Below are 19,534 nucleotides of genomic sequence, written 5' to 3'. Positions count from 1 at the left end.
GACGTCAGGGAGAAGGAAACGCATGGAAACCGAACAAGAAGTCGAGCGGCCTCAACTCGGTGATTGGTGGTTGGTTGGCGTCCTGTGTCTCGTGAATGCTGTTGCGTTCATCGATCGCGCAGCACTGCCGCTCTTGGTGCAGCCGATCAAGCGCGACCTGCAGATTTCAGACACGCTGATGAGCTTACTGATCGGAGCGGCCTTCATCATCACCTACGCGGTCGGCGGATGGTTCGTCGGCATGCTGGTCGATCGGTTCCCGCGTCGGCGGGTCCTGGCCATGGGCATGACCGTGTGGGGCATCTCGACGATGCTCTGCGGCTCCGTCACCACCTATGCAGGCCTCTTTCTTGGCCGCTGCGGCGTTGGAGCAGGTGAAGCCACCTGCGGACCTTCGAGCATGTCGCTGGTCAGAGACGCCTTCCATCCCCGGTTTCGCGGGCGGGCTGTCGCGATCTGGGCCATGGGCGCGAGCATCGGCGGCGGACTGGCGCTATTGGGCGGCGGCGCAATTCTTCACTTCGTGGGGGAGAGCGGGAGCTACGTTCTACCCTTGCTGGGGATCACCGTTCGCTCATGGCAGCTCGTGCTGATCACGTGCGGCGCGATTGCGCTACCGGTGGCCTTGCTCGTCTACACGTTCAAGGAGCCGGCGAGGCGGTCCGTCGGAACGGGTCAACCTATCGCTCTCAGGGACGCCTTCGAAGCCGTTCGCGATCGCTGGCTCGTCTTCGTCCCGCTGTTTCTGGCGAATGCCGCAACGATCATGTTGTCGGTGGCGTACTCGTCCTGGATACCGGCCTTTCTCGGGCGCGTGTGGAAGATTCCGGCCGGCGAGATCGGACTGACCTATGGTCTCATCGTCCTGTTTCTCAGCACAGCCAGCCAGTTCATCGCCGGCTTTCTCGTCGATGCCGTCTATCGCCGGTTCGGATTGCCGGCGATCCCGGCCCTGGGTGTGGGGATCTCGGCGCTGATCTTCCTACCGGCAGTCCTTGTTCCGGTCGCGGGGTCCATCGTTGCGGTCTGGATGCTGCTCGCTGTCTTCAATCTTCTGGCCGCGAGCCTGTTCACCATCGGCACATCGACGATCGTGCATCTGTCGCCTGGAGCTGCGATCGGCAAGATCACGGCGGTCCATTTCGCCTGGGTCGGCATTACCGGAACGGCGATCGCGCCGACGCTGGTCGCCGTTGTCGCCGCGCAATTCTTCCAGGGCACTCTCGGCTCGGCTCTCTCGATCGTCGGCGGCGCGCTGGCAGCGATCGGCGGGCTCTGTCTCCTTGTCGTGTACTGGCAATTGCGGCCAGGCGATCCGGTTTCGTCGCTCGCGTGTGAGACGGCTTAAGCGAATCCGCGTTCAGGCGTGAGGCGCCGAGGAGGCGATCGCGTAGCCCAGCTCGAGGACGCGTCACGTTCGGCCCTGTCGCCGCAGAAATCCCGTGATCGTGACCTTCTCCCAGATGCCCGCCGCGGCGAACGGATCGGCGCGGTAATTGGCAAGCGAGCGAGTGATCGACGACCCGCGACCGCTGCTGCCTTCGTGGGCCGCGTGCCGTGATGACGTGCAGAGAGTTGAGTCATTAGTGGCGCTTATGCCGCGAATTTTTACTTCCAATTTTACTTCGCAAATTCCCGCCCCTAGCCTCGCGCGTATGGATCACATCCGCAGCCGATCAATGGCGATCGGTGCAAGCGTTCATCGTAACCAGCGAGGGTTGCCATGTCTGATGAGACGAAGGGGACGTTCACTTCCGATCCGTCGGGAACCGGGGCCGAGGCGAACGTCAAGTCTGCGAAAAAGCTGAGCCGGCGCACGCTGTTGAAGGGTGCGGCTGCAGTTGCGGGCGCAGCCGCGGGGTCGGACGCGATCCGCGGATTCCCGACCATCTGGGCGCAGGAGATCAAGGACATCGAGCTGCGCCATGTCGGCGTCTCCTACTCGGTGGTGAAGGCGATCGGCGACCAGGCCGCCAAGGATCTCGGCTTCAAGGTGACGATGCAGAACCTCGACACCTCGGCCGCCATCAACCGCTTCATAAGCCAGCCTAATACGGTCGATATCGCCGACCTCGAGGGCTGGCAGGCCAAGCTCGCCGCCAAGCGTGGCGTCATCCAGGGCATCGAGGTCAAGAAGATCAAGGAATTCGACAACATCCTGCCGATCTTCACCAAGGGCGAGATCGACGGCCACAAGATCCCCCGCCAGGGCATCTCGCCCTATGAGGCCATGTATATCGCCAAGCCTGATGCGACCGACCTGAACGACGGCGTCACCGAATGGGCGACCTTCCTGCCACAGGTCTACAACGCCGACTCGATCGGCTATCGCCCCGACCTCGTCGGCCACGAAGTGACCGAGTGGAAGGACCTGATCGATCCTAAATTCAAGGGCAAGGCCGCGATCCTCGACGTGCCCGCGATCGGCATCATGGACGCCGCGCTCTGCTTCGAGAGTGCCGGGCTGATCAAGTACGGCAACAAGGGCAACATGACCAAGGAGGAGATCGACTTCACCTGCAACAAGCTGATCGAGCTGAAGAAGCAGGGCCAGTTCCGCGCGACCTGGACCACCTTCGACCAGTCGGTGCAGCTGATGGCCGCGGGCGAGGTGGTGATCCAGTCGATGTGGTCGCCGGCAGTCGCCGCGGTGCGCGTCAAGGAAATCCCCTGCGTCTACGCGCCCGTGAACGTCAAGAACGGCAAGGAAGGCTACCGCGGCTGGTGCAACGGCATGGGCCTGATGAAGCACCTTTCCGGCAAGAAGCTCGACGCCGCCTACGAATATCTCAACTGGTATCTGTCCGGCTGGCAGGGCGGCTTCGTCGCACGCTACGGCTATTACAGTCCGGTGCCGTCGACCGCGAAGAAATTCCTCACGCCGGCCGAATGGGCGTTCTGGTACGAGGGCCAGCCCGCACCTGAAGTCGTCAATGATCCCTACGGTGTTGCGATGGAGAAGGCCGGCACCAAGCGTGACGGCGGCTCGTTCCTCGACCGCGTCAAGAACATCTCGTGCTGGAACACGCTGATGGACGAGGCGGCTTATATGAACAAGCGCTGGAACGACTTCAAAGTGGCCTGAAACCTGCTTTCCCTGACGTAAGCGAGAGCCGGCGCGGCGACGCGCCGGCGACAAGGACCGAAGGCGTTTGTCGAGATGCAGCCCAGTCAAACCCCATCACGCGCCAATCTCGCCGGCTGGCTTTATGTGTCGCCGCTGGTCCTGGTGCTCGTGCCGTTCTTCGTCGCGCCGATCCTGGTCGTGCTGGCCGCGAGCTTCTTTGCCACCGATGGGTTTGGCGGGCTGACGCCCGGCTTCACGCTGGCAAGCTATGTCGAGGTGCTGCATTCGGCGCTGACGCTGAAGTTGTATCTGGCGACCATCAAGTTCACGGTGCTGACCTGGATATTCACGCTGCTCATCGGCTTCTTCGTCGCCTATTTCCTGGTGTTTCACGTCCGCAACCAGTTGCTGGCGATCGGCCTGTTCCTGCTCTGCACCGTGCCGTTCTGGACCTCGAACATCATCCGAATGATTTCCTGGATCCCGCTGCTCGGCAAGGAAGGCCTGATCAACCAGGTGCTGCTCGCCATGGGCGTGATCCGTCAGCCGCTGGAAATTCTGCTGTTCTCCGACCTCGCTGTCGTCATTGCCTATGTCCATCAGCTCACGATCTTCATGATCGTGCCGATCTTCAATTCCATGGCGCGGATCGATAAGAAACTGATCGAGGCCGCGATCGACGCGGGTGCCAGCCGCCTCGACATCATGCGCCTGATCGTGGTGCCGATGTCCAAGAGCGGCATCGCGCTCGGCACCATCTTCGTGGTCTCGATCGTGATGGGCGACTTCTTCGTGGTCAAGGTGATGTCCGGCGGCGGCTCGGCTTCCGTGGTCAGCGCGTTCTATGAGGACGTCGGCGTGCTGCAATATCCGACCGCAGCGGCGAGCGCCGTGCTGTTGACACTGGTGCTGGTTGCGATCGTCTCGCTGATCCTGCGCACCGTCGACATCAGGCAGGAGATCACGCGATGAGCGCGATTCTTGCCGACATGCCCAAGACCGAGACCTCCAAGACGGTGGTGCCGGCATCGACCAAGGCCATTGCGCCGAGCAAGGGCGGCCGTCCCTGGACCTTCTACGTGCTGGCGACGCTGTTCGCGGCCTACGTGTTCGCGCTCTACGGCCCGATGTTCTGCATCTACATCCTGTCGTTCCAGGACATTCGCGGCGGCCTCGTGTTCCCGATGAAGGGACAATCGCTGCACTGGTTCGTCGATCTCTTCACCCAGGTGCGGACCGGAGACGTCAAAGGCTCTTTCGACCGCTCGATCAAGCTCGCGGTCATCGTCACCATCATCACGGTGGTGGTGTCGTTCCTTGCCGGTCTCGGCTTTCGCAAGCGCTTCCGCGGCGACACCGTCGTCTTCTACGTGATGATCGGCAGCCTGGTGGCGCCCGGCCTCGTGCTCGGCCTCGGCACGGGTCTGTTGTTCCAGGCCTTGGGGCTGAACGCGAGCTGGTACACCTCGGCGCTCGGCGCGCAACTGTCCTGGACGCTGCCGTTCGGGGTGCTGGTGATGTTCGCGGTGATGTCGCGCTTCAACCATGTCTGGGAGGAGGCGGCCTATGATCTCGGCGCCAGCCGCTGGCAGTCGGTCTGGCTGGTGATGATCCCCGTGCTGGCGCCCGGCCTCGTCGCGGTGGCCTTGTTCGGCTTCACGCTGTCCTACGACGAATTCGCACGCAGTCTCCAGACCGCGGGCTCGCTGAACACGCTGCCGCTGGAGATCTGGAGCATGACGCTGAACGTCACGTCGCCCTCGCTCTACGCGCTGGGCACGGTGACCACAATCGTCTCCTTCATCGTCATCGGTGCAAGCCTCGGCACCATCGTACTGATCCAGAAGAAGCGCGGCAGCCGGGCAAAGGGTTAGGAATGAAGAACGATCGCGGCGATATCGAACTGGCCGGTGTCTGCAAGAGCTTTGACGGCGTGACTAACGTGGTCGACGGCGTCAATCTCAGGATCGACGACGGTGCCTATTGTTGCTTCATCGGCCCGTCCGGCTGCGGCAAGACCACGATCCTGCGCATGATTGCCGGCCACGAGGACCCCACAGCCGGCGAGATCGTGATCGGCGGCCAGAACGTTGTGGGGCTCGCGCCGGTGCAGCGCCGCACTGCGATGATGTTCCAGTCCTACGCCCTGTTCCCGCATCTGACCGTGCGCGAGAACATCGCCTTTGCCTTGCGTGTCCGCGGCCAGTCCAAGGCCGATCGCCTGCGTGCCGCCGATGCCATGATCGAAAAGGTGCGGCTGACGCAGTTCGCCGATCGTCTGCCGGCGCAGCTCTCCGGCGGCCAGCAGCAGCGTGTTGCGCTGGCGCGCGCTGCCATCACCGAGCCGCGCGTGCTGCTGCTCGATGAGCCGCTCTCCGCGCTCGACGAGCAGCTCCGCGTCCAGATGCGCCAGGAGCTCAGGCGGATGCAGCAGGAGCTCGGCATCACCTTCATCCATGTCACCCACACCCAGCTCGAGGCGATCGCGCTTGCCGACCTCGTGGTGGTGATGGAGCAGGGCAGGATCAAGCAGGCGGGTGCCGCGCGCGATGTCTACGCCCATCCACACGACCGCTATGTCGCCGAGTTCATGGGTGGCCAGAATGTGCTGTCGGGCCGGGTCGAGAAGGTCAACGGTGCCAGCTTCACGCTCGCGGCACCTTCCGGCATCGAGGTGCCGCTCCAGGCACGACCCACCGTCAACGTCGGCGACCAGGTCGATATCGCAGTGCGCCGCGACGACGTCGCGCTTGTCAGGCCGGGCAGGGACTTGCCATCAGGCTATACCACGTCCCTGCCGAGCCGCGTGCTCGCGATCGAATACCAGGGCTATTTCGTCAAGGTCATGCTCGACACCGTGCCCGATGACGAGTTCGTCGCCTACGTGCCGGAAAAGACCTTCTTCGCAGATCCCTTCACCGTCGGCGATGTCGTCATGGCCACATGGGCCACCGGCAGCGCGTTGCCACTCGCCTAAAGCCCCGTCGCGCACAGGAGTATGACCGTGCAGATATCCTTCACCCTCAACGGCCGGCCAACCACTGTCGATGTCGAGCCGGCAACGCTCGTTGCCGAGCTGCTGCGTGAACAGCTCAATCTCACGGGCACCCATATCGGCTGCGATACCAGCCAGTGCGGCGCCTGTGTGGTCCATCTCGATGGGCTTCCGGTGAAGAGCTGCACGCTGCTGGCGCCCGCGCTCGACGGCGCGACGCTGCTCACCATCGAGGGCCTGCAAGGTGCGCCCGGCTCGAACCAGATGCATCCGATGCAGGAGGCATTCCGCGAGCATCACGGTCTGCAATGCGGCTTCTGTACGCCGGGCATGTTGATGACGGCGGTCGCACTCGCGACCGAGAAGCCTGATCTGACCGAGGCCGACGTCCGCCATGGCCTTGAAGGCAACATCTGCCGCTGCACCGGCTACCAGAACATCGTCGTCTCGGTGATGGCAGGCGCTGCCGCCATGAACGCCGCCAAGGGAGAGTGACCATGGGCAATGTGATCGGCATCGGCGCTGCACCGAAGCGGAAAGAAGACCAGCGCTTCCTCACCGGCCGCGGGAATTACGTCTCCGACATCAAACGGCCCGGCATGACATCAGGCGTGTTCGTGCGCTCGCCGCATGGTCATGCGGTGCTGCGCGGCATCGACAAGAGCGCGGCGCTGGCTTCACCTGGCGTGATCGCGGTCCTGACCGGTGACGACGTCAAGGCCGACGGCCTGGGCTCGCTGCCTTGCGGCTGGGGTATCACGGACGCCAAGGGCACGCCGATGAAGGAGCCGCCGTTCCCGATGCTGGCGCAGGGCAAAGTGCGCTTCGTCGGTGACATGGTCGCCTTCGTCATCGCGGAAACGCCGGAGCAGGCCAATGCGGGAGCCGAGCTCCTGAAGATCGATTACGAGGTGCTGCCGTCCGTGGTCGGCGTGCTCGAGGCCGTCAGGTCCGGTGCGCCGCAGCTGTTCGACGACGTGCCGAACAACATCTGCTGCAACTGGGAGCTCGGCGACAAGGCCGCGGTGGAGGCTGCGTTCCGCAAGGCCGCGCATGTCGCAAGACTGAGCCTCGTCAACAACCGCCTGATCGGCAATCCCATGGAGCCGCGCGCGGCGATCGCGGAGTATGAGCCTGGCACGGACCGTTTCACGCTGTGGACCACCAGCCAGTTTCCGCACGTCGTGCGCTTCCTGATGGGCGCGCTGGTGCTGAACATCCCGCAGCACAAGTTGCGCGTGGTCGCACCCGACGTCGGCGGCGGCTTCGGCGTCAAGCAGTTCCACTACGGCGAGGAGGCCGTGATCACCTGGGCCGCCAAGCGGGTCAAGCGGCCGGTGAAATGGGTTGCGAGCCGCTCGGAGGGCTACGTCTCCGATCGCCACGGCCGCGACCACGTCACCGAGGCCGAGCTGGCGCTGGATGAAAACGGAAAATTCCTCGCCTTTCGCGTCAACACGCTTGCCAATATGGGCGGCTATCTCTCGACCTTCGGGCCGAACATTCCGACCAATCTCTACGGCCCGCTGCTCAGCGGCGTCTACACCACGCCGGCGATCTACTGCAATGTGAAGGTGGTCTTCACCAACACCGTCCCCGTCGACGCCTATCGCGGCGCGGGCCGGCCCGAGGCGACCTTCGTGCTGGAACGTATCGTCGATGTTGCGGCAAGCGAGATGGGGATCGACCGCGTCGAGATCCGCCGCCGCAACATGATTCCGAAAGAGGCGTATCCTTATCAGACGCCTGTTCTGGTGCAGTACGATTCCGGCGATCCCATGGGCTGCCTCGACGGCGCATTGGTCGCGGCCGACGTAAAGGGCTTCGGTGCGCGCAAGGCAGCTTCCGCGCGCAAGGGCAGGTTCCGCGGGCTCGGCTACTCCACCTATGTCGAGGCTTGCGGCCTTGCGCCGTCGCGCTTCGCTGGACGCCTCGGTGCGCGCGGTGGCCTCTACGAGAGCGCCACGGTGCGCGTGCATCCGACGGGCCAGGTCACGGTCATGATCGGCACCCACAATCACGGCCAGGGCCACGAGACGACCTTTGCGCAGATCGTCTCGGACAAGCTCGGCGTCGCCTTCGAGAATGTCGACATCGTGTTCGGCGATACCGATCGCGTTCAGTTCGGCATGGGCACCTATGGCTCGCGCTCCCTCGTGGTCGGAGGCGCGGCGCTGTCGAAGGCGACCGACAAGGTGATCGCCAAGGGCAAGAAGATCGCGTCACATCTGCTCGAGGCGGCGGAAGCCGACATTCACTTCGAAAGCGGAAGGTTCTCCGTCGCCGGTACCGACCGCATGAAGACCTTCGAGGAGATCGCGGGCGCCGCCTACGTGCCCCACAACTATCCGCTCGAAGTGCTGGAGCCGGGACTCGAAGAGCAGGCCTATTATGATCCCGTCAACTTCACCTATCCCGGCGGCTGCCACATCGCCGAGGTCGAGGTCGATCCGGAGACCGGCACGGTGACGCTGGTCAATTACACCGCAGTCGATGACGTCGGGACGGTCATCAACCCGATGATCGTGGAAGGGCAGCTTCACGGCGGCATTGTCCAGGGCGTCGGCCAGGCGCTGTTCGAGAACGCGGTCTATGACGAAGGCTCCGGCCAGCTGCTGTCGGGTTCGCTGATGGATTACTGCATGCCGCGCGCCGATCATCTGCCGATGATGAAGGTTGCGACCCACTCGACGCTCTGCACGCACACGCCGATGGGCGTGAAGGGCTGCGGCGAGGTCGGCACCATCGGCTCGCCGGCCGCCGTCATAAACGCGGTCGTCGACGCGCTGTCGCATCTCGGCGTGACTCACGTGGACATGCCGGCGACGCCGAACCGGATCTGGCGTCTGCTGCAAAACGCGTCGCTGCCGGTCGCGGCGGAATAGGGAGGACAACAATGAAGCCATTCGCCTATCACCAGCCCGATGAGATCCCGGATGCCGCCAAGCTGCTGACCTCGATCGAGGACAGCAAGCTCATCGCCGGCGGCATGACGCTGATCCCGACGCTGAAGCAGCGGCTGGCGAGCCCGGTTGCGCTGATCGATCTGTCGAAGCTGGGCTCCCTCAAGGGCATTGCCGACGACGGCACCACGATCACCATCGGCGCAATGACGCCGCATGCGGTGGTGGCGGCCTCAAAATTGGTGCAAACGAAGATCCGGGGGCTCGCGACACTGGCTTCGATGATCGGCGATCCCGCCGTGCGCAGCCGTGGCACCATCGGCGGCTCCGTCGCCAACAACGATCCGGCGGCGGACTATCCCGCCGGCGTGCTCGGCCTTGGCGCCACCATCGTCACCAGCAAGCGCGAGATCGCGGCCGACAAGTTCTTCCTGGGCCTGTTCGAGACTGCGCTCGAGCCGGGCGAGATCATCACGGCGATCCGTTTCCCCGTGCCCCTGAAAGCGGGCTACGCAAAGTTCAAGGCACCGGCGTCGCGTTATGCGCTGGTCGGCGTGTTCGTCGCGAAATTCGCCGATGGCGTCCGCGTCGCCGTGTCAGGCGCGGGTCCGGGCGTGTTCCGCGTGCCGCCGATGGAGTCGGCGTTGTCGGAGAATTTCGATCCGTCCGCGATTGCGGCGATCAAGATCAATACCGACGGCCTCACCTCCGATATCCATGCCGAAGCCGATTACCGTGCGCATCTCGTCACGGTGATGGCCAAGCGCGCCGTCGACGCGGCGCTCAGCTAGCTCTCTAAGGGTTGATGATGATTGATGGTTCCGGCCGAGCGGCCTTCCCGCCGGCGCCGACTGGCCTTGGCGCGCTTTCTGCAACCGAGATCATGGCCGGCTATCGGCGCAAGGCATTCACCCCGCGCGATGTCATCGACGACACCATTGCCGCGCTCAAAGCCACGGATGAAGCCTGCAATGCGGTGGTGACACCGATGTATGAGCAGGCAAGGGTGGAAGCCGATCGTCTGACCAGGGAGATGCGCGCGGGTGAAGCCAGGGGGCCGCTCGCCGGCGTCCCTGTCACGATCAAGGATCTCGTCTTCGTCGCGGACGTGCCCGCTTATGCCGGCTCGCCGATGAACACGAGCTTTGTGCCCGATGCCGACGCCGCCGTGGTGTCGGCGCTGAAGGCATCGGGCGCAATCATCACCTGCAAGACCACGACCTGTGAGTCCGGCTACAAGCTGACGGCGGACAGCCCCGTCACCGGCATCACGCGTAATCCCTGGAATCCCGGTCGTACCAGCGGCGGATCGAGCGGCGGCGCGGCGGCAGGCGTCGCCGCCGGCTGCGGCCCGATCGCGATCGGCACCGACGGCGTCGGCTCGATCCGGGTGCCGTCGTCCTTCTGCGGCGTGTTTGGGCTGAAGCCGACCTTCGGCCTCGTGCCGCGCTCACCTGGGTTCTCGCCGCCGTCCTGGGCCTCGCTCGCTCATACCGGGCCGATCACGCGCACGGTCGCGGATGCCGCGCTGACATTGGAGATCATCGCTGCTTACGATTTGCGCGATGCCGCAAGCCTTCCGGTGTCCGCGCGCCGCTTCGATACGGATGCGGGCCGGCTGGACGGCATTCGCATCGGCGCCAGCGCCGATCTCGGCTATGCCGCCGTTAGCCCTGACGTCTGCGCGGCCTTTGGCAAGGCGCTCGCCATTCTCGATTCCTGCGGCGCGCAGGTCACCATGGATGGCCCCGGTCTCGACCCCGGCATCCTGGAGCATACTCTGAAGCCCATCGCTTTCACCGAACAAGCCGCTGCGGTCGCGACCAAGACGACGGCCGATCTCGCCAGCTCCGAAGCGGATTATCGCAATATCGTCAGCGCCGGCCGCCGCTACAGCGGCACGGATTATATCGAAGCGAGCTACCGCCGCGGCCAGGCGCGCAGTGCCTTCGTCAAGCTGTTCGAGCGCGTCGATGCGCTGGTGACGCCGACCGTCGCTGTCACCGCCTTCGAGGCTGGGCAGATCGGCGTCGGCAAGATCGACGGTCGCGAGGTCGATCCGCATCTCGGCTGGTCGCCTTTCACCTGGCCGATCAATCTCGCCGGTCTGCCGGCGGCGACGCTGCCCTGCGGCTTCGACCGCGACGGCATGCCGATCGGGCTTCAGGTCATCGCGCCCTGGCTCGACGAGCCGACAATCTTCCGTATCGCGGCCGCCTTCGAGCAGGCGCAGCCCTGGGCAAAATTCTGGCCGCGGGTTGCGTTGCGCTAGTCGGAGGGGGAAGCGCCAGCGCGCGAAAAACCCCTTTGCAATCAAGGGCCGTTCTACTGTGCATGGGGTTGTTTTCGAGCGTTGGGCGGCCTAGCCCAGCTCGATCGGAATGCCGCGGCCGCTGAGCTCTTCGTCGAGGCGCAAATAGTGCGCGAGGTAGTCATGCAGCGCGGTCGCCGCCTTTGAGGTGGCGCCGCTCGATTTGTAGAGCAGCAGCTCGATCTTCGGCAGCGGCGGCAATCCCTCGCTGGATCCGATCTCGCGCATCGCCGGGACCAGCGCGCTGCGGCCGAGCACGGTGACGGCCATGCCAGCGAAGGCCGCGGCCTGCAGGCCGCCGACACTTTCGCTGACGCAGGCGACGCGCCAGCGCAGGTTCGCGCGCTCGAGCGTGTCGATCGCGTAGTCGCGATAGATGTTGCCCGGGGGCAGCAGAGCGAGCGGAATCGGCCGTTCCTGATGCGCGGCGGATTGCTCGCCGGTCATCCAGACGAGCTGCTCGCGGCGGACCACCTGGCCGCCGGTGAAATCATTCATGCGGGTGACGAGCGCGATGTCGACATCGCCGCGCTTGACGAGGCCGACCAGCGGCGTCGAGAGCGCACAGTTGAGCTCGACCTGTACACGCGGAAAGGATTTGCGAAATACGCTGAGTATCGACGGCAGCATGAAGGCCGCGTAGAGATCCGGCGTGCCGAGGACGACCTGGCCCTCGATCTCCTGCGAAGCCAGCTGCGAGATCAGCTCGTCGTGCAGCCGCAGGATGGACTTGGCGTAGGTCAGGACCGTGGTGCCATCCTCGGTCAGCGTGAGCCGGCGCCCGCCATGGAGAAAGAGCTGCTTGCCGGTCAGCTCCTCCAGCCGCTGCAGCTGCAAGGTGATGGCCGGTTGAGTGCGGCCGAGCCGGCGCGCAGTCTCGGTGATGCTGCCGGTCTCGACAACCGAGATCAACGATCTGAGCATACGGATATCGAGACTGATCAGGTTCATAAGGCAATCCGTTTTGCTCAGGAACTATGCAATTCCCATGCTAGACGACCCATTCCGCGGTCAGCACGATGGCCGCCAGTCAAGTCGGCTTGCGTCTCGGCGGTCGGCTTGAGCGATGCAGGCCGCGGACGTCCTGTTGCTGGAAAAGCTCGGCGCAAACCCCGCGCAACCATTGGCTTGCGGGATCATGATGGAATCGGGCGTGCCAGTATTGTTTGACTGTAAAGCTGGGGATTGGTAGCGGGCACGCGAGCACGCGCAGCCCGTAATAGTGTGCCAGGGTTTCGCCGATGTGGCGCGGCAGCGTGGCGATCAGGTCGGTGGTTCCGACGATCGCGGGCAGGCCGAGAAAGCCCGGCAGCTCCAGCGCGATGTCCCGCTCGATCCCCTGTTCGCGGGAGGCGTCAGCGAGCAGCTGATGCCCCGTGCCGGACCGAATGAGCACGTGAGCCTCACGCCTGAAATCTCTTAGCGTGATGCGGTCCTTGATGCGAGGATGTTGAGCGTTCGCCAAACAGACCCAATCCTGCGGAAACAACGCCTGCTGGAAATGGCCGGCATCAAGATCGGAGATGTAGCCGAGCGCGAGATCGCCCTCGCCGGACTGAAGCATGTGAGGAGTATCCGTGCCGATCTGCGCCGCCTCGATCCGGATGCCCGGCGCGACGCGCCGAACATGGGCGAGGATGGCTGGAAGCAGCGTCACATGGCTCGCGTCCGTCATGCAGATGCTGAAGCGCCGTTTGGCGGTGGCAGGATCGAAGTCCGTGCGCAGCTCGGCCAGCCGCCGCAGCATTTCCAGTGCCTGCCGTGCGGTGCCGATAAGCGCCTCGGCCCGAGGCGTCGGCAGCATTCCTTCCGGCGAACGGACGAACAGCGGATCGTCGAGTTCCTGCCGCAGGCGGGCAAGCCAGATCGACACCGTCGGCTGGCTTTGACCCAGCCTCTCGGCCGCCTTGGTGACGCTGCCCGTGGTGAAAAGCGCGTCGAACAGCCTGAGCAGGCGGGGGTCGAGCAGGTTGGTGTGGGGCAGGTCACGACGCGTCATTGCGATTCACAATAATCAATATAAGTCCCATAGCATATCAAAATGTTCCGCCGGCTGCTATCCGGGCTTCCAACGCCAAAAGTTGCGCAGGGAGAAGAGTTCGGATGAGAATCTGCTTTGTCGGAGCGGGGGCTTTGGGCTCGACGATCGGCGGCACGCTGGCGCGGGGCGGGGCAGACGTCTTCCTGATCGATCCGTTCCGTGCACACGTCGAAGCGATCAATGCGCATGGCCTCCGCATGCTGGAAGGCGATGTCGAGAGCATTGCAAAGGTCACCGCGTGCACCTCCGCGGCCGAGGTCGGTGGGGTGGCGGACCTCGTCATCGTCCTCGTCAAATCCTACCACACGCGGGATGCGATCCGGGCGGCCGCGCCGATCATCGGGCCGCAGACGGTCGTGATGTCGCTGCAGAACGGCCTTGGCCACGAAGACATCCTTGCGGAGGAAGTCGGTCGTAACAGGGTCATGGCAGGAAAGACCTATGTTGGCGGCGTGCTGCTCGGCCCGGGTCATGTTCGCTCCGGAGTGGTCGGCAAGGAAACCATCATCGGCGAGCTCGATGGACGCTTGACCGAACGCGCACAGCGGATTTCCGAGACGTTCAATCGTGCCGGCATTCTCACGCTGCTCAGCGACAACATCCTTGGCACGATGTGGGACAAGCTGTTCATCAACGTCGCCGGAGGAGGAATCACCGCCGTCACCGGGCTGACTTATGGCGGCCTCTATTCACTGCCGGTCCTGGAAGAGTGTGCGCTCGCGGCGATTTCCGAGGGCATCATGGTGGCGCAGGCCGCAGGCGTGAAGATTTCGATCACCGATCCGCGCCGCGCGTGGACCATGGCATCTGCCGGGCTGCCGCCCGAGTTCAAGACGTCGATGCTGCAGAGCCTGCAATCGGGCAATCTGACCGAGGTCGATTACATTCACGGCTCGGTCGTGCGCTGGGGCGCCAAGCTCAACATGCCCACCCCCGTGAATTCCACCATCGTTGCGTTGGTCAAGGGCCTGGAATATGCCCGCACCGACTATCCTGGAAAGGCCTGAGGCGATGACGCTCCCCCGCGCCTATGTCGAACACGTTGCCATCCGGGTGCCGGATGTCGACCGCCACGTCGATTTCTTCCGCCAGGTGCTTGGCCTCGGTATCCGCGACGAGCAAGCGGCCGAAGGCGCGCGCCCGCGCCAGGTATGGGTGCTCGGAAGCGTGCAACTCATCGAGGATCCGAACTTCGTCGGACCGGAGGGGCGTCTCGCCCATCTCGGCATCATGGTCGACGACTACGAAGGTGTGCTCGCCCGTGCTGCTGCATGGGGCGCCAAAGCGCTGTCCGCCGGGCCGAACTGGCTCGAACTGCCGGGCGGGCTGAACGTCGAAATCTTGCAAGCCAGCGCGGGCACCGTGGAAGCGGCGCTGGCGATCAATCCACGGGCCTAAAGGAACACGCGACATGAGCGATGAGCGCTACTGGGACGATGCCAAGGTCGGCGACGAATGCGTCACCCCCGCGGTGACGGTCACCGAAGCAATGGTGAATGCCTATGCCGAGTTGACAGGCGATTTCACGCCTGTTCATGTCGACGAGGAATACGCCAAGACCACGCCCTTCGGCACGCGCGTCGCGCACGGGCTGTTTGGCCTGTCGCTGGCCGACGGTTTGAAGACCCGCGCCGACTACCGCTTCCTTCCGGGAATGTCGCTGGGCTGGACCTGGGACTTCAAGCTGCCGATCAAGCTCGGTGACACCGTGCACGTCAAGTTCCGCGTTGGCTCGATGCGCGCCACGAAGCGCGAAGGGTGGGGCATCGTGGTGCTGCCCTCGGAGCTGATCAATCAGCGCGGCGATGTGGTGCAGCTCGGCGAGCACCGCCTGATGATTCCGATGCGCCCGAAGACCAACGCCGCGGGAGAGCAGGCATGACCGCACAAGATCTGCCTCTCAAAGGCATTCGCGTCATCGACTACAGCCATTTCCTGGCAGGCCCGTTCATGGGGCGTTGCCTCGCCGCGATGGGCGCTGAGGTCATCAAGGTGGAGCGTCCCAAGCAAGGCGATGCGGGCCGCGCCCATGGCTATTTCAAGGACGGACAATCCGGCTACTTCCTGCAGCAGAACATGGGCAAGCAGGGCCTGTGCATCGACCTGCGCGACAAGCGCGGTCTGGACATGATGATGAAGCTGGTCGACACGGCCGATGTCTTCATCGAGAACTATCGCCCCGGCGCGCTCGATCGACTCGGGCTCGGCTACAAGGCGCTGTCGGCGCGCAATCCCAAACTGATCTACTGCTCGGTCTCCGCCTATGGCCACACCGGCCCCTATGCCGATCGTCCGGGCTTCGGCCTGATCGCAGAGGCGATGTCGGGCGCTCTGGCGCAACTGGGCAATCCCGGTGAAGCGCCGCCGCTGCTGCGGATGCCATTGGCCGACATGTATACCGGCATTCACGGCGTGGCTGCGATCAATGCCGCGCTGGTCGGCCGCGCGTCGTCCGGGCGAGGCCAGCATATCGATCTCGCGCTGTACGACTGCATGGTCTCGATGCACGACTATGCCGTGCAGCGCTACTTCCTCTCCGGCGGGACCGACCTGCCGAAGCAGACCGGAAGCGGACAGCCGGACTCGACCGTCTACGGCGTGTTTCCGGCCAAGGACGGCAATCTTGTCATCGCTGCGCAGGTCGACGATGCTTGGCGACGATTGGCGAGCCTGATCGGGGGAGACAATTTGGCATCCGACCAACGCTTCACCACGCCTGCCGCGCGCAACGCCCATTATGCCGAAGCGATGGAGATTGTGCGCACCTGGACGCTGTCGCAACCCTCTCGGGACGCCTGTCTTGCTGCACTCGACGAAGCAGGTGTGCCGTCGGCTCCCGTGCAGACCATCGAGGAGGTCGTGAAGGATCCGCAGATTCAGGCGCGCGGCATGCTGGTCGAGCAGGAGCATCCTGTGCTCGGCAAGGTGACGTTGCCGAACCTGCCGTTCCGGTTCTCCGATTGCGATACCACCGTGCGTACTCCAGCGCCGCTGCTGGGCCAGGACAATCGCCGGATTGCACAGTCGCTGGGTCTGTCGGCCGATCTCGTTGAGGCGATGGTGCGTGACGGCGTGCTCTACAACGAAGTCGCAGTGCAGGAGTGAGCGATGAGCGACCGTTATGCGGTGATCGGCAATCCGATCGGCTTCAGCAAATCACCTCTCATCCATGGCACTTTCGCCAGGATGACAGGACAGGACCTTGTCTATGAGGCGATCGAGGGTCCCCTCAACGGTTTCAGCGAACGGGTTGATCAATTCCGGACAGAGGGCGCAAAGGGGCTGAACATCACCGCGCCGTTCAAGCTCGATGCCTTCGCCTACGCAAACGAGCTTTCAGAGAGCGCCGACCGAGCTGGCGCCGTAAACTGCCTGAAGTTCGTCGGCGATCGGATCATTGGCGAGAATTTCGACGGGATCGGCCTTGTACGGGACATCACGGTCAATCTCGGCGTCTCGATGGCCGGCCGGCGCGTCCTGATGCTCGGGGCTGGAGGGGCGGCGCGTGGCGCGCTGCTGCCGTTCCTGCGCCAGGAGCCGTCCGAGCTGGTTCTCGTCAACCGAACGCTGTCGAAGGCGGTCGCATTGGCCGAAGAGTTTGCGGGCTGCGGCCCCCTGATGGTCAGCGGCTACGCTGAGCTGGCCGACCTTGCCGAGGGCTATGACGTCGTGGTCAACGCGACGTCGGCCAGCCTGCGCGGCGAGATGCCGCCGCTTCCGCGCAATGTCTTTCGCGGTGCAAAACTGGCCTACGAACTTGCCTACGGCAAGGGGCTAACTCCCTTTCTGCAAGCGGCCCGCGCCGAAAGCGTCGCCAAGCTGGCCGACGGCGTCGGCATGCTGGTCGAGCAGGCCGCTGAAGCTTTTGCCTGGTGGCGCGGCGTTCGGCCGAGCACGGCTCAGGTCATCGCCGAACTGACCATCCCCTTGAGCTGAAGGGCGATACCGAATATGCATCCCAAACCCAGCTTCCTTGTCGGCCTGATCGGCAGCGGCATTGCTGCGTCGCGCACTCCGCCCATGCACGAAGCGGCTGCTGACGCCGCCGGCATCCGCTATCTCTACAAGAAGATTGACTTGACTGAGTTGAAACTTGGAGCAGAAGCGCTGCCCGAATTGCTGATGGCGGCAAAGCGGATGGGCTTTGACGGGCTGAACGTGACCCATCCCTGCAAGCAGGCCATCATCCCACTCCTGGACGAGCTTTCGCCCGACGCCGAGGCGCTTGGTGCCGTGAACACCGTGGTCATCAGGAACGGTCGAATGACCGGCCACAACACCGACTGGTTCGGCTTTGCCGAGAACTTTCGCCGCAACATGCAGGGTGCGCCGCTCGGTCGGGTCGTCCAGTTTGGCGCGGGCGGAGCGGGCGCGGCGGTTGCTTTCGCGCTCATGAAGCTCGGCGTGCGGGAACTGACCATTGTCGATGTCGACTTGGCCAAAGCGCAGAGTTTGGTAAATAGCTTGTCTCCCCGATTTGCGGAGGGGCGCTTGAGGGCTGGCCAGGATGTTGCCGCGTACGTCGCTGCCGCCGACGGAATCGTCAACGCGACGCCGATCGGCATGGACAAATATCCAGGCACGCCGCTGCCGACGGATCTGCTGCGTCCCGATCTGTGGGTCGCCGAGATCGTCTATTTCCCGCTGGAAACCGCCCTGCTGCGCACGGCACGTAGCCTCGGCTGCCGCACCGTCGACGGTGGCGGCATGGCGATCTTCCAGGGCACCGAGGCATTTCGTCTGTTCACGGACATCTCACCTGATCCGGACGTCTTCTTCGCCACTTTTGCATCCCTGGGTGGGTGACGTCTGGCCGATGGGCGAGCGGCACGCACAACGCCCGAGAGGAAACGCTTAATGGGCTATACGCTCGATTTCTCGGTGGTTTGGCATGCGATGCCCGCCCTGCTGTGGGGGTGCGTGGGGACATTGGGCCTGGCGCTCGCCGGCATGACGCTCGCGATGGTGATCGGCGTCGCCGGCGTCGCGGCACGCGATTCGAAAGCGGCCTGGTTGCGGGCCGTCGTGATCGGCTTCGTCGAGGTCGTGCGCAATACGCCTTTCCTGGTGCAGATCTTCTTTCTGTTCTTCGCGCTGCCGCTGATCGGGTTGAAGCTCAATCCAACCGCGACCGCCATTATCGCGCTCGGTGTCAATGGCGGCGCCTATGCCATCGAGATCATCCGCGGCGGGGTGCAGTCCATTCATAAAGGACAGGTGGAGGCCGGCTACGCGCTCGGACTGCACAAAGGCCAGGTGTTCCGGTTCATCGTGCTCAAGCCCGCGCTTCGTGCGATCTACCCCTCGCTCACGGGCCAGTTCATCATGCTGACGCTGACCTCGTCGATCTGTTCGGCGGTATCAGCCTACGAATTGACGTCGGTTGCCCAGCGCATCGAAAGCGATACCTTCCGTAGTTTCGAGGTGTATTTCTCCGTCACCTTCCTCTATCTCGCGATCTCCTGGCTGTTGATGCTGGGCTTTGCGGCGATCTCTCACCGCTTCTTCTCTTATCCGACACGCTGAGGGGGCGATCATGACACCGCATTTTGGTCTTCCCGAGTTCGGCTTCCTGCTGCGTGGGCTGCAATGGACGGTGCTGCTGACGCTGGTCGCATTCGTTGGCGGCTGCACGGCGGGGCTGGCCGTCGCATTGCTGCGCACCTGTGGTCACAAGGGCGTGGAATGGGCCACCCGCATCTACATCGGGATATTCCAGGGCACGCCACTGCTGCTGCAGCTTTTCGTCGTGTATTATGGCCTGGCGCTCACCGGGCTGAAGCTCGACGCCTTCGTCGCGGTGGCGATTGGCTTCACCGTGAATGCCTCCGCGTTCCTTGGCGAGATCTGGCGCGGCGCGATTGAGGCTGTGCCGCGTGGCCAGACCGAGGCGGCGATGGCGCTCGGATTGCACTATTCGTCCCGCATGCGCGATATCGTGCTGCCACAGGCAATCCGCATCTCGCTGCCCGCGACGATCGGCTATCTCGTGCAGCTCATCAAGGGCACGTCGCTCGCCGCCATCGTCGGTTTCATCGAACTCGCCCGCGCCGGTCAAATCGTATCGAACCAGACTTTCCAGCCGTTGCTCGTCTTCGGCGTGGTCGGCGCGATGTATTTCATCCTCTGCTGGCCACTGTCATGGTGGGGCAGCCGGATGGAGGCCAGGCTCGCCCTGGCCAGCCAAAGGTAGCAACGGCGCACCTATTCAATCACA

At 64.0% G+C, this 19,534-nt stretch carries 19 protein-coding genes and 1 pseudogene; 17 read left to right on the top strand and 3 right to left on the bottom strand.

Going from position 1 to position 19,534, the window contains the following annotated elements; translation table 11 throughout:
• Positions 1-22 precede the first annotated feature (22 nt).
• Positions 23-1,348, top strand: a complete 1,326-nt coding sequence (locus XH98_RS01820) for an MFS transporter (protein WP_271617619.1) — start codon at positions 23-25, stop codon at positions 1,346-1,348.
• 63 nt (positions 1,349-1,411) lie between these two features.
• Here the strand turns inward: XH98_RS01820 and XH98_RS01815 are convergent.
• Positions 1,412-1,489: pseudogene (locus XH98_RS01815) on the bottom strand (YciI family protein); the annotation flags it as partial.
• A gap of 234 nt (positions 1,490-1,723) precedes the next feature.
• On the opposite strand from XH98_RS01815, the gene XH98_RS01810 reads away from it, so the two are divergent.
• The 8 genes from XH98_RS01810 to XH98_RS01775 all read left to right on the top strand — a co-directional run bounded on the left by XH98_RS01810 (position 1,724) and on the right by XH98_RS01775 (position 11,237).
• Positions 1,724-3,085, top strand: coding sequence for an ABC transporter substrate-binding protein (locus XH98_RS01810; RefSeq protein WP_271617618.1), 1,362 nt, complete (start codon positions 1,724-1,726; stop codon positions 3,083-3,085).
• A gap of 75 nt (positions 3,086-3,160) precedes the next feature.
• Entirely contained in the window at positions 3,161-4,039 is an 879-nt protein-coding gene (locus XH98_RS01805) for an ABC transporter permease (RefSeq protein ID WP_271601573.1), read from the top strand.
• The gene (locus XH98_RS01800; protein ID WP_271601572.1) at positions 4,036-4,941 is read left to right on the top strand and encodes an ABC transporter permease; all 906 of its coding nucleotides are present in this window, start codon (positions 4,036-4,038) and stop codon (positions 4,939-4,941) included. Before XH98_RS01805 ends, XH98_RS01800 begins: the two co-directional genes overlap by 4 nt.
• A 2-nt stretch (positions 4,942-4,943) precedes the next feature.
• Positions 4,944-6,044, top strand: coding sequence for an ABC transporter ATP-binding protein (locus XH98_RS01795; RefSeq protein ID WP_057751153.1), 1,101 nt, complete (start codon positions 4,944-4,946; stop codon positions 6,042-6,044).
• 21 nt (positions 6,045-6,065) lie between these two features.
• The gene (locus XH98_RS01790; protein ID WP_194479802.1) at positions 6,066-6,557 is read left to right on the top strand and encodes a (2Fe-2S)-binding protein; all 492 of its coding nucleotides are present in this window, start codon (positions 6,066-6,068) and stop codon (positions 6,555-6,557) included.
• Positions 6,558-6,559: 2 nt separating this feature from the next.
• Positions 6,560-8,947, top strand: coding sequence for a xanthine dehydrogenase family protein molybdopterin-binding subunit (locus XH98_RS01785; RefSeq protein ID WP_271617617.1), 2,388 nt, complete (start codon positions 6,560-6,562; stop codon positions 8,945-8,947).
• 11 nt (positions 8,948-8,958) lie between these two features.
• A complete protein-coding gene (locus XH98_RS01780) occupies positions 8,959-9,756 on the top strand; it encodes an FAD binding domain-containing protein (RefSeq protein WP_271617616.1) in 798 nt (265 codons plus the stop codon).
• A 17-nt stretch (positions 9,757-9,773) separates the two neighbouring features.
• A complete protein-coding gene (locus tag XH98_RS01775) occupies positions 9,774-11,237 on the top strand; it encodes an amidase (protein ID WP_271617615.1) in 1,464 nt (487 codons plus the stop codon).
• A 90-nt stretch (positions 11,238-11,327) separates the two neighbouring features.
• Here the strand turns inward: XH98_RS01775 and XH98_RS01770 are convergent, their stop codons facing one another.
• Positions 11,328-12,227, bottom strand: a complete 900-nt coding sequence (locus tag XH98_RS01770; protein WP_057751146.1) for a LysR substrate-binding domain-containing protein — start codon at positions 12,225-12,227, stop codon at positions 11,328-11,330.
• A 79-nt stretch (positions 12,228-12,306) separates the two neighbouring features.
• Positions 12,307-13,275, bottom strand: a complete 969-nt coding sequence (locus XH98_RS01765; RefSeq protein WP_057751143.1) for a LysR family transcriptional regulator — start codon at positions 13,273-13,275, stop codon at positions 12,307-12,309.
• Between the two features lie 104 nt (positions 13,276-13,379).
• Here XH98_RS01765 and XH98_RS01760 point away from each other — a divergent pair, with 104 nt between their 5' ends.
• The 8 genes from XH98_RS01760 to XH98_RS01725 are packed head-to-tail and all read left to right on the top strand — an operon-like array spanning position 13,380 to position 19,510.
• On the top strand, positions 13,380-14,324 hold the full coding sequence (locus XH98_RS01760; protein WP_057751140.1) for a ketopantoate reductase family protein: 945 nt from the start codon (positions 13,380-13,382) through the stop codon (positions 14,322-14,324).
• Positions 14,325-14,328: 4 nt separating this feature from the next.
• Positions 14,329-14,715 carry a VOC family protein gene (locus tag XH98_RS01755; RefSeq protein ID WP_271617614.1) on the top strand — a complete coding sequence of 129 codons (387 nt, stop codon included), beginning with the start codon at positions 14,329-14,331 and terminating at the stop codon, positions 14,713-14,715.
• Between the two features lie 13 nt (positions 14,716-14,728).
• On the top strand, positions 14,729-15,199 hold the full coding sequence (locus XH98_RS01750) for a MaoC family dehydratase (RefSeq protein WP_271617613.1): 471 nt from the start codon (positions 14,729-14,731) through the stop codon (positions 15,197-15,199).
• A complete protein-coding gene (locus XH98_RS01745) occupies positions 15,196-16,422 on the top strand; it encodes a CaiB/BaiF CoA transferase family protein (protein WP_220001163.1) in 1,227 nt (408 codons plus the stop codon). The genes XH98_RS01750 and XH98_RS01745 overlap by 4 nt, the downstream gene beginning before the upstream one ends.
• A 3-nt stretch (positions 16,423-16,425) precedes the next feature.
• On the top strand, positions 16,426-17,253 hold the full coding sequence (aroE, locus tag XH98_RS01740; protein ID WP_271617612.1) for a shikimate dehydrogenase: 828 nt from the start codon (positions 16,426-16,428) through the stop codon (positions 17,251-17,253).
• Between the two features lie 15 nt (positions 17,254-17,268).
• The gene (locus XH98_RS01735) at positions 17,269-18,123 is read left to right on the top strand and encodes a shikimate dehydrogenase (protein ID WP_271601562.1); all 855 of its coding nucleotides are present in this window, start codon (positions 17,269-17,271) and stop codon (positions 18,121-18,123) included.
• Between the two features lie 51 nt (positions 18,124-18,174).
• Positions 18,175-18,843, top strand: coding sequence for an amino acid ABC transporter permease (locus tag XH98_RS01730; RefSeq protein WP_220001160.1), 669 nt, complete (start codon positions 18,175-18,177; stop codon positions 18,841-18,843).
• Positions 18,844-18,853: 10 nt separating this feature from the next.
• Complete coding sequence (locus XH98_RS01725) at positions 18,854-19,510, top strand: amino acid ABC transporter permease (RefSeq protein ID WP_271601561.1); 657 nt, start codon at positions 18,854-18,856, stop codon at positions 19,508-19,510.
• Positions 19,511-19,534: the final 24 nt, after the last annotated feature.

Source organism: Bradyrhizobium sp. CCBAU 51745, from assembly GCF_028128715.1.
Lineage (GTDB): Bacteria > Pseudomonadota > Alphaproteobacteria > Rhizobiales > Xanthobacteraceae > Bradyrhizobium > Bradyrhizobium manausense.
This window is presented reverse-complemented; position numbering and strand designations above follow the sequence as displayed.

Excerpts from the sequence above, each read along its gene's own strand:
- XH98_RS01820 (WP_271617619.1), top strand. The coding sequence starts at position 23 with ATGGAAACCGAACAAGAAGTCGAGCGGCCTCAACTCGGTGATTGGTGG.
- XH98_RS01810 (WP_271617618.1), top strand. The coding sequence starts at position 1,724 with ATGTCTGATGAGACGAAGGGGACGTTCACTTCCGATCCGTCGGGAACC.
- XH98_RS01805 (WP_271601573.1), top strand. The coding sequence starts at position 3,161 with ATGCAGCCCAGTCAAACCCCATCACGCGCCAATCTCGCCGGCTGGCTT.
- XH98_RS01800 (WP_271601572.1), top strand. The coding sequence starts at position 4,036 with ATGAGCGCGATTCTTGCCGACATGCCCAAGACCGAGACCTCCAAGACG.
- XH98_RS01795 (WP_057751153.1), top strand. The coding sequence starts at position 4,944 with ATGAAGAACGATCGCGGCGATATCGAACTGGCCGGTGTCTGCAAGAGC.
- XH98_RS01790 (WP_194479802.1), top strand. The coding sequence starts at position 6,066 with ATGACCGTGCAGATATCCTTCACCCTCAACGGCCGGCCAACCACTGTC.
- XH98_RS01785 (WP_271617617.1), top strand. The coding sequence starts at position 6,560 with ATGGGCAATGTGATCGGCATCGGCGCTGCACCGAAGCGGAAAGAAGAC.
- XH98_RS01780 (WP_271617616.1), top strand. The coding sequence starts at position 8,959 with ATGAAGCCATTCGCCTATCACCAGCCCGATGAGATCCCGGATGCCGCC.
- XH98_RS01775 (WP_271617615.1), top strand. The coding sequence starts at position 9,774 with ATGATTGATGGTTCCGGCCGAGCGGCCTTCCCGCCGGCGCCGACTGGC.
- XH98_RS01770 (WP_057751146.1), bottom strand. The coding sequence starts at position 12,227 with ATGAACCTGATCAGTCTCGATATCCGTATGCTCAGATCGTTGATCTCG.
- XH98_RS01765 (WP_057751143.1), bottom strand. The coding sequence starts at position 13,275 with ATGACGCGTCGTGACCTGCCCCACACCAACCTGCTCGACCCCCGCCTG.
- XH98_RS01760 (WP_057751140.1), top strand. The coding sequence starts at position 13,380 with ATGAGAATCTGCTTTGTCGGAGCGGGGGCTTTGGGCTCGACGATCGGC.
- XH98_RS01755 (WP_271617614.1), top strand. The coding sequence starts at position 14,329 with ATGACGCTCCCCCGCGCCTATGTCGAACACGTTGCCATCCGGGTGCCG.
- XH98_RS01750 (WP_271617613.1), top strand. The coding sequence starts at position 14,729 with ATGAGCGATGAGCGCTACTGGGACGATGCCAAGGTCGGCGACGAATGC.
- XH98_RS01745 (WP_220001163.1), top strand. The coding sequence starts at position 15,196 with ATGACCGCACAAGATCTGCCTCTCAAAGGCATTCGCGTCATCGACTAC.
- aroE (WP_271617612.1), top strand. The coding sequence starts at position 16,426 with ATGAGCGACCGTTATGCGGTGATCGGCAATCCGATCGGCTTCAGCAAA.
- XH98_RS01735 (WP_271601562.1), top strand. The coding sequence starts at position 17,269 with ATGCATCCCAAACCCAGCTTCCTTGTCGGCCTGATCGGCAGCGGCATT.
- XH98_RS01730 (WP_220001160.1), top strand. The coding sequence starts at position 18,175 with ATGGGCTATACGCTCGATTTCTCGGTGGTTTGGCATGCGATGCCCGCC.
- XH98_RS01725 (WP_271601561.1), top strand. The coding sequence starts at position 18,854 with ATGACACCGCATTTTGGTCTTCCCGAGTTCGGCTTCCTGCTGCGTGGG.